Annotated in this window: 8 protein-coding genes and 5 tRNA genes; 7 read left to right on the top strand and 6 right to left on the bottom strand. The window is 70.6% G+C overall.

All coding sequences use genetic code 11. From position 1 onward, the window contains the following. The first annotated feature begins 114 nt into the window (after positions 1-114). Complete coding sequence (locus tag RNB18_RS44525; RefSeq protein WP_057614205.1) at positions 115-675, top strand: CGNR zinc finger domain-containing protein; 561 nt, start codon at positions 115-117, stop codon at positions 673-675. A gap of 81 nt (positions 676-756) precedes the next feature. Here RNB18_RS44525 and RNB18_RS44520 read toward each other — a convergent pair whose 3' ends face one another. After that, positions 757-909 (bottom strand): hypothetical protein, encoded by a 153-nt coding sequence (locus RNB18_RS44520; RefSeq protein ID WP_167363017.1) that lies wholly within the window; start codon positions 907-909, stop codon positions 757-759. 156 nt (positions 910-1,065) lie between these two features. Next, positions 1,066-1,515 (bottom strand): hypothetical protein, encoded by a 450-nt coding sequence (locus RNB18_RS44515; protein WP_311719847.1) that lies wholly within the window; start codon positions 1,513-1,515, stop codon positions 1,066-1,068. A 224-nt stretch (positions 1,516-1,739) separates the two neighbouring features. On the opposite strand from RNB18_RS44515, the gene RNB18_RS44510 reads away from it, so the two are divergent. Beyond that, the gene (locus tag RNB18_RS44510; protein ID WP_311719842.1) at positions 1,740-2,261 is read left to right on the top strand and encodes a DsbA family protein; all 522 of its coding nucleotides are present in this window, start codon (positions 1,740-1,742) and stop codon (positions 2,259-2,261) included. Positions 2,262-2,268: 7 nt separating this feature from the next. On the opposite strand, the gene RNB18_RS44505 is transcribed toward RNB18_RS44510, so the two are convergent. From RNB18_RS44505 to RNB18_RS44495, 3 genes are read right to left on the bottom strand one after another with little or no spacing between them, the layout of a single operon-like run. Continuing rightward, on the bottom strand, positions 2,269-3,096 hold the full coding sequence (locus RNB18_RS44505) for a GNAT family N-acetyltransferase (protein WP_311719841.1): 828 nt from the start codon (positions 3,094-3,096) through the stop codon (positions 2,269-2,271). Positions 3,097-3,145: 49 nt separating this feature from the next. Continuing rightward, positions 3,146-3,967, bottom strand: a complete 822-nt coding sequence (locus RNB18_RS44500) for an aminotransferase class IV (protein WP_311719840.1) — start codon at positions 3,965-3,967, stop codon at positions 3,146-3,148. Beyond that, positions 3,964-5,007, bottom strand: a complete 1,044-nt coding sequence (locus RNB18_RS44495) for a chorismate-binding protein (protein ID WP_311719839.1) — start codon at positions 5,005-5,007, stop codon at positions 3,964-3,966. The genes RNB18_RS44500 and RNB18_RS44495 overlap by 4 nt, the downstream gene beginning before the upstream one ends. A gap of 179 nt (positions 5,008-5,186) precedes the next feature. Between RNB18_RS44495 and RNB18_RS44490 the strand changes: the two genes are divergently transcribed. The 5 genes from RNB18_RS44490 to RNB18_RS44470 all read left to right on the top strand — a co-directional run bounded on the left by RNB18_RS44490 (position 5,187) and on the right by RNB18_RS44470 (position 5,655). Further along, positions 5,187-5,259, top strand: a tRNA-Gly gene (locus RNB18_RS44490). 39 nt (positions 5,260-5,298) lie between these two features. Next, a tRNA-Cys gene (locus RNB18_RS44485) sits at positions 5,299-5,372 on the top strand. Position 5,373: 1 nt separating this feature from the next. Continuing rightward, positions 5,374-5,445: transfer RNA gene (locus RNB18_RS44480), tRNA-Val, on the top strand. A 34-nt stretch (positions 5,446-5,479) separates the two neighbouring features. Continuing rightward, positions 5,480-5,551, top strand: a tRNA-Val gene (locus tag RNB18_RS44475). Between the two features lie 32 nt (positions 5,552-5,583). After that, a tRNA-Val gene (locus tag RNB18_RS44470) sits at positions 5,584-5,655 on the top strand. A gap of 48 nt (positions 5,656-5,703) precedes the next feature. Here RNB18_RS44470 and RNB18_RS44465 read toward each other — a convergent pair. Next, a complete protein-coding gene (locus RNB18_RS44465; RefSeq protein WP_311719838.1) occupies positions 5,704-6,012 on the bottom strand; it encodes a TFIIB-type zinc ribbon-containing protein in 309 nt (102 codons plus the stop codon). Positions 6,013-6,069: the final 57 nt, after the last annotated feature.

Raw genomic sequence — 6,069 nt, 5'->3', positions numbered from 1 at the left:
CCCCCCCCCCCCCCCCGGCGCCTGTCGCGCTGCCCGTCACCGGGGCCCGGCGAGCCACTACCATCGGCCAGCATCGGCGGGCATTCGCCCGACCCCCAGGCCAGGGAGCGAATCGTGCTGATCACCCACGACACCCGGTGCGCCCTCGACACCGTGGTCGATCTGGTGAACACCGCACCGGAGGACGACGCGGCGCCGGACGGACTGTCGGATGTCGCGGCGCTCGAGGATTTCGTACGAAACCACGAGATCAGTGGTGTTGGGGTGCTCTCGGAGTTCGATCTGTCCGCCGTCCGCAAGATCCGCGGCCGGTTCGCCTCGGTCTTCGCCGCCCCGGACGCCCGGGCCGCCGCCGCGCTGATCAACGATCTGGTCGCCGCCGCGGGCACCACTCCCCAGCTCACGGATCACGACGGCTACGACTGGCATGTGCACTACTTCGCGCCGGGCGCCTCCGTCGCCGACCACCTGGCGGCCGACTGCGGGATGGCCCTGGCGTTCTTCGTGGTGGCCGGCGAGCAGGAGCGGCTGCGGCGCTGCGAGGCGCCCGACTGCCGACGGGCCTTCGTCGACCTGTCCCGCAACCGCTCGCGGCGCTACTGCGACAGCCGGACCTGCGGAAACCGTCTGCATGTGGCCGCGTACCGGGCGCGGCGCAAGGAGGCCGCGGGCTGAGGTCCCGACGGCGGGGCCGGGCCCTGGCGGTGTGGACGACGTGGTCCCCGGCGGGTGGCGCCGGGGACCCACGGGTACGGCTCAGAGCAGCAGCAGGTCGTGCAGCGCAGCCATGAGCAGCAGACACCCGATCACCGCAAGGAAGATCATCAGCGGTGGCTGGGAAAGGGCGAAAAGGCATCCACGCGGCTCGTCCTGCGGCGGCGCGGTGTCGCTCTGTTCGGTGTCCAGCATCTCGCGGCGATGATGGCGCAGTCGGCGCCCCCAGCGCGATCAACACGCTCGGAATGGGCGGGAGTTCGCCGGATTCCGTTAAGTCCGTTTCGAGTCGTGATCGCTTAGGGACGGGTGCGGACCCCACTGCGAACGTTTCAGTTCACCACGCGACCGTCATATGCCGTGCTTCTTCAGGATGGCCTCGATGTCACTGAAGTCGTCCGCGGTGGACCCGGTGGCCCGGGGCTTGTCCGCGGGGCGGGTGGCCGGCGTGCGGACGGCCGGGCCGAGCGAGGGTGCCGAGGCCGCGGGAGCCACCGCCTCCTGCTGGGTGCCGCGGGCCGCCTTGCGCTCCTTGCGGGTGCCGCCGCGGCGGCGCTCCACCGCGCGCGTGGTCGAGAACAGCACCCACGACACACCGAGCACGACGAAGCCGGCCCAGGCCGTCGGACTGAAGGCGGTGTCCGCGATCCATTCGACGACGCCGGTCATCACCAGGCCGAGCGGAAGCAGGGAGTAGGCGGCGATACGGGTGGCCGCGAGGAAACGCTTCCGGTACGCGGTGACCGCCGCGATGCCCAGGCCGGCCGCGGCGACGGCGGAACAGACGGTCTCGGCAATCATCCGGTCCTCCAGGCGGTGCTCGATCGGCAACGTGCCGCTTCGTCCCTATCCATCCTGCACCTCCCGACCCCTGCCGGGCCATGCCCCGGCAGGACATCAGGGACATCTCCGGGTCACCTCCTCCCGAGGTGCCGGTCGGGCTCGTACCGACGAGGCAGGCGGATGCCGTCGTGGACGACCGGGGTCGATTCGGAAGGATGGCCCGGAACTGGGAGACTGGGCCCATGAGCGACCCCTCCCCCGTCCGTCCGGCCGTGCCCGTTCTCGATGTCTGGTGCGAGCTGCAGTGCCCGGACTGCCGTGGCGCGCTGGACGACGTCCGGGCCCTGCGTGCCCGTTACGGCGACCGTCTGGAGCTGCGGCTGCGGCACTTCCCGCTGGAGAAGCACAAGCATGCCTTCGCCGCCGCGCAGGCCGCCGAAGAGGCGCTGGAGCAGGGCAGGGGCTGGGAGTTCGTCGAGGCCGTGCTGGGGCGGGTGGAGGAGCTGGACCGTGCGGGAGAACCCTTCCTGGTCGAGGTCGCCCGTGAACTGGGGCTCGACGCCGAGGAGTTCGACACCGCGCTGATCGACGGCCGGCACATCCTGATCGTGGACGCCGACCAGGCCGAGGGCAAGGCGATCGGCGTGAGCGGGACCCCGACGTACGTCATCGACGGCGAGCGTCTCGACGGCGGCAAGAGCCAGGACGGGCTGCGCGAGCGGATCGAACAGATCGCTGACCGGCTGCTGGCCGGGCAGGAGTGAGCCGGCCTCAGAGCAGGCTCTTGTACATCGAGTAACCCACCGTCTCGTAGCCCATCGACTCGTACAGCCGCTCTGCCGGTGTATTGCCCGCGAAGACGTTGAGGCCCAGGACCCGTCTGCCGGAGGCGATCGTCTGGGCCTCGGCGAGCAGCATCAGCGAACGGCCGTGCCCGCGGCCGCGGAAGGCCTCCTCGGTCTCGACGTCGTAGACGAACGCCTTGTCGCCGATGAACTCCACCCACAGGATGCCGACCCGGACCCCGTCGTGCTCCAGCACGCTGAACAGCGCGCTCCCGGTCGCGAGGCCGCGCTCCGTCAACCGTTCGTTGTCCCTCTCCGACCTCGCCCTCGCCTCGGTCTCGGGCACCCCGCGGTCGGCCCAGTCCCGGGTGTACTCAGCGATGCCGCGCTCCGCCCACGGCCCGAACTCGGCCTCCGTCATGGGTCTGCCGCGACTGCCCGCGGGCAGTTCGGGCGCGGCGGCGGCGAGCCGCTTCTCCATACCGCGGTTGCGATGGACGTATCCGAGCATGGTGGCGAGCCGCAGCGCGGGCTCGGCGTCGGCGGGGACCCTGATCTCCAGCTGCCCGCAGCCCCAGCCCCGCGCCACCTCCTCGGCGGCGAGCGCGGCGACCGTGCCCCGGCCGCGCCTGCGGTCCGGTTCCTCGATCCGCAGATCGCGGATCTGGGCCACGGCCTGCCCGAAGGAGGGATGGGTCGCGAGGTGTATCGCCCCGACGGGACGGCTGTTCACGCACACCGTGTAGTGGCGGGACAGCGCCCCGTCGGAACCGCGCTGGAGCGGCTCGGTCGGCCGCAGGGTGGTGGTCATCACCGGAGTTCTACCCGCTGCCGCGCGCCAGGTCAGCCCAATATCCCCGGCTTTACGGATCGAGGTCGTGCCCGGCCCGCTCCTCGAAGATCCGCATGGCCTTCGCGGTCACCGGGCCGGGCGCGCCCGGCAGTTCGCGCGCGTCGACGCGATGGACGGCCTGGACGTCCCGCAGAGTCGAGGTGAGGAAGACCTCGTCGGCCCGCTCCAGGACGTCGAGCGGCAGGTCGGTCTCCTTGGCTCCGGTCCATTGCACGGTCAACGCGCGCGTGATGCCCGCGAGGCAGCCGGAGGCGAGCGGCGGAGTGTGGATGTCGCCGTCGAGCACGACGAAGACGTTCGACCCGGTGCCCTCGCAGAGCTGTCCGACCGTGTTGGCGAACAGCGCCTCGGAAGCTCCGTCCGCACGCGCGCGCGCGAGCGCGACGACGTTCTCGGCGTACGAGGTGGTCTTGAGTCCGGTGAGAGCGCCGCGCTCGTTACGGGTCCACGGGACGGTGATCACGGCCGTGGAGTCGGGTCGCGGGGCGGACTCGCCGAGGGCGACCACCAGGGTCGGCCCGTGCTCTCCCCGGTCGGAGCCAAGAGGGCCCCGGCCGCCGGTGTACGTGATGCGCAGCCGCCCGAGCGGCACGGGATTCGCTTCGATCACGGCGGCGCAGGCGCGGCGGATCTCGTCGTGATCGGGATCGGGCAGCCCCAGGCCCCGCGCCGACAGCGTCAGCCGGTCGAGATGCCTGGTGAGGGCGAAGGGGCGGCCGTCCACCGTCTTCAGCGTCTCGAAGATGCCGTCGCCCACGGTCAGCCCGTGGTCGAAGACGGAGACGCGGGCGGTCTCGGTGTCCTGCAGCCCGCCGTCGAGCCAGATCTTCACGTAAGGGTCCCTCCACTCACCTCGTACGTCCCCGACGCTATCGCGAGCAGCCGGGACGCCTTCAGCTCGGTCTCCCGCCACTCCCCCGCGGGGTCGGACCCCCAGGTGATACCGGCGCCGGTCCCGAAGCGCAGCACTCCTTCGGCCCGGTCGATCCAGAAGGTACGGATGCCGACGGCCAGCTCCCCGGTACCGCGGTCGGCGTCGACCCAGCCGATGCCTCCGCAGTACGGTCCCCGGGGCGCGGTCTCCAGGGCGTCGATGATCCGCAGGGCGCTGGACTTGGGTGCGCCGGTGACCGAGCCGGGCGGGAAGGCGGCGTCGAGCAGCTCGGCCCAGCCGGCGTCCTCGCACAGCTCGCCCCGCACGGTCGACACGAGGTGGACGAGGCCGGGGTGCTTCTCCACGGCGCACAGGTCGGGAACGGTGACGCTGCCCGTGGCGCAGACCCGCCCCAGGTCATTGCGGACCAGGTCCACGATCATCACGTTCTCGGCGTAGTCCTTGGCCAGCAGGTCGTCCTCGGTCCGCCCGGTCCCCTTGATCGGCCCCGACTCCACGATCCGGCCCTCCCGTCGCAGGAACAGCTCGGGGGAGGCGGTGGCGATCTCGACCCCGTGCCCGGGCAACCGGATCGTTCCTGCATAGGGCGCCGGGTTGCCGCGGGCCAGCAGCGCGGTCAGCGCGTCCACGTCGGCGCCGGGTGCGAGGGGCGCGGTCAGCACACGGCAGAGGTTGGCCTGGTAGACCTCGCCGGTGGCGATGTGCGCGCGGATCCGCCGTACACCCTCCGTGTACGCGGCGCGGTCAAGTGATGACGTCCAGTCACCGGCCGGGGGCCCTGGCCACGCTCCGGGCAGCGGCGCGGGCACCGGCTCCTGACGTACGTCGGCGAAGCGGGCGCAGGTCAGACCGCCCTCGAATTCCGCGGCGACGGCCCAGAAGCCGGTGGAGTCCAGAGCCGCGGGATCGCTGGTGACATCGAGGAGACCGGTGGCGACGCGGTCGCCGAAACGGGCGAGAGGAGCGAGGTCGAGCACACTGTCGAGTCTATGGCGGGGTGTCCTGCGGGTGACCTGGCCATGTCCCTCAGGCCGCCCTGACCACGTACGTCGACATGCGCACCGCAGCACGCTGCGCAAACGCGTTTTTGTACTGGCCCCGGAATCCGCTAGAGTTCAACTCGTCGCCGGGCCGCGAGAGCGGAACGAAACGACAAGCGGACGTAGCTCAGTTGGTAGAGCGCAACCTTGCCAAGGTTGAGGTCGCGAGTTCGAGCCTCGTCGTCCGCTCGATGGAAACAGGGGATCTTCCCGAGCCCCTGCACTCCTGGTGGAGTGGCCGAGAGGCGAGGCAACGGCCTGCAAAGCCGTCTACACGGGTTCAAATCCCGTCTCCACCTCCAAGGACGATTAGCTCAGCGGGAGAGCGCTTCCCTGACACGGAAGAGGTCACTGGTTCAATCCCAGTATCGTCCACTGGATCTTCGGCAGATCATCGAAGGTCTGACCCGCGCGATTAGCTCAGCGGGAGAGCGCTTCCCTGACACGGAAGAGGTCACTGGTTCAATCCCAGTATCGCGCACGCAGTGTTCACGATCTTGATCGTGGGTTCCCGCGCGATTAGCTCAGCGGGAGAGCGCTTCCCTGACACGGAAGAGGTCACTGGTTCAATCCCAGTATCGCGCACGCACCGAAGCCCCCGGCCCTGCGGCCGGGGGCTTCCTCGTTGCTCGGTCAGCTGGAGAACAGCATGTGGCCGAAGCCGCGGTTGCGGTGGTGCCCGCCGTGACCGCCGTGGCCGCCGTAGTGACCACCTCCGTGCTGCGGCGCGCCCCAGGCCGGTGCGCCGGGCGCGGCGGGGTACTGGGGAGCGGCCGGGGGCGGTGGAACGGCGGGGCCGCCGCCCCACTGGGACTCCATGCGGGTCAGCGACTCCAGCTCGCCGTAGTCGAGAAAGATCCCGCGGCAGCCGCTGCACTGCTCGATCTGGACACCGTTGCGGTTGTAGGTGTGCATCGGTGCGTGACACTTCGGACACTGCATCGTCGGCTCAACTCCTCGCCCGTTGGTCCTGCTTCGCGTTACGCCAGGACAGACTCC

Origin of the sequence: Streptomyces doebereineriae, assembly GCF_031845645.1 — a bacterium.
Lineage (GTDB): Bacteria > Actinomycetota > Actinomycetes > Streptomycetales > Streptomycetaceae > Streptomyces > Streptomyces canus.
Note: the sequence above shows the minus strand (reverse complement) of the source record. Positions and strands in the feature narration are given on the sequence as shown.

Bases quoted from the DNA above. Each gene is read 5' to 3' on its own strand.
- RNB18_RS44515 (WP_311719847.1), bottom strand. From the start codon at position 1,515: ATGATTGCCGAGACCGTCTGTTCCGCCGTCGCCGCGGCCGGCCTGGGC.
- RNB18_RS44520 (WP_167363017.1), bottom strand. From the start codon at position 909: ATGCTGGACACCGAACAGAGCGACACCGCGCCGCCGCAGGACGAGCCG.
- RNB18_RS44510 (WP_311719842.1), top strand. From the start codon at position 1,740: ATGAGCGACCCCTCCCCCGTCCGTCCGGCCGTGCCCGTTCTCGATGTC.
- RNB18_RS44465 (WP_311719838.1), bottom strand. From the start codon at position 6,012: ATGCAGTGTCCGAAGTGTCACGCACCGATGCACACCTACAACCGCAAC.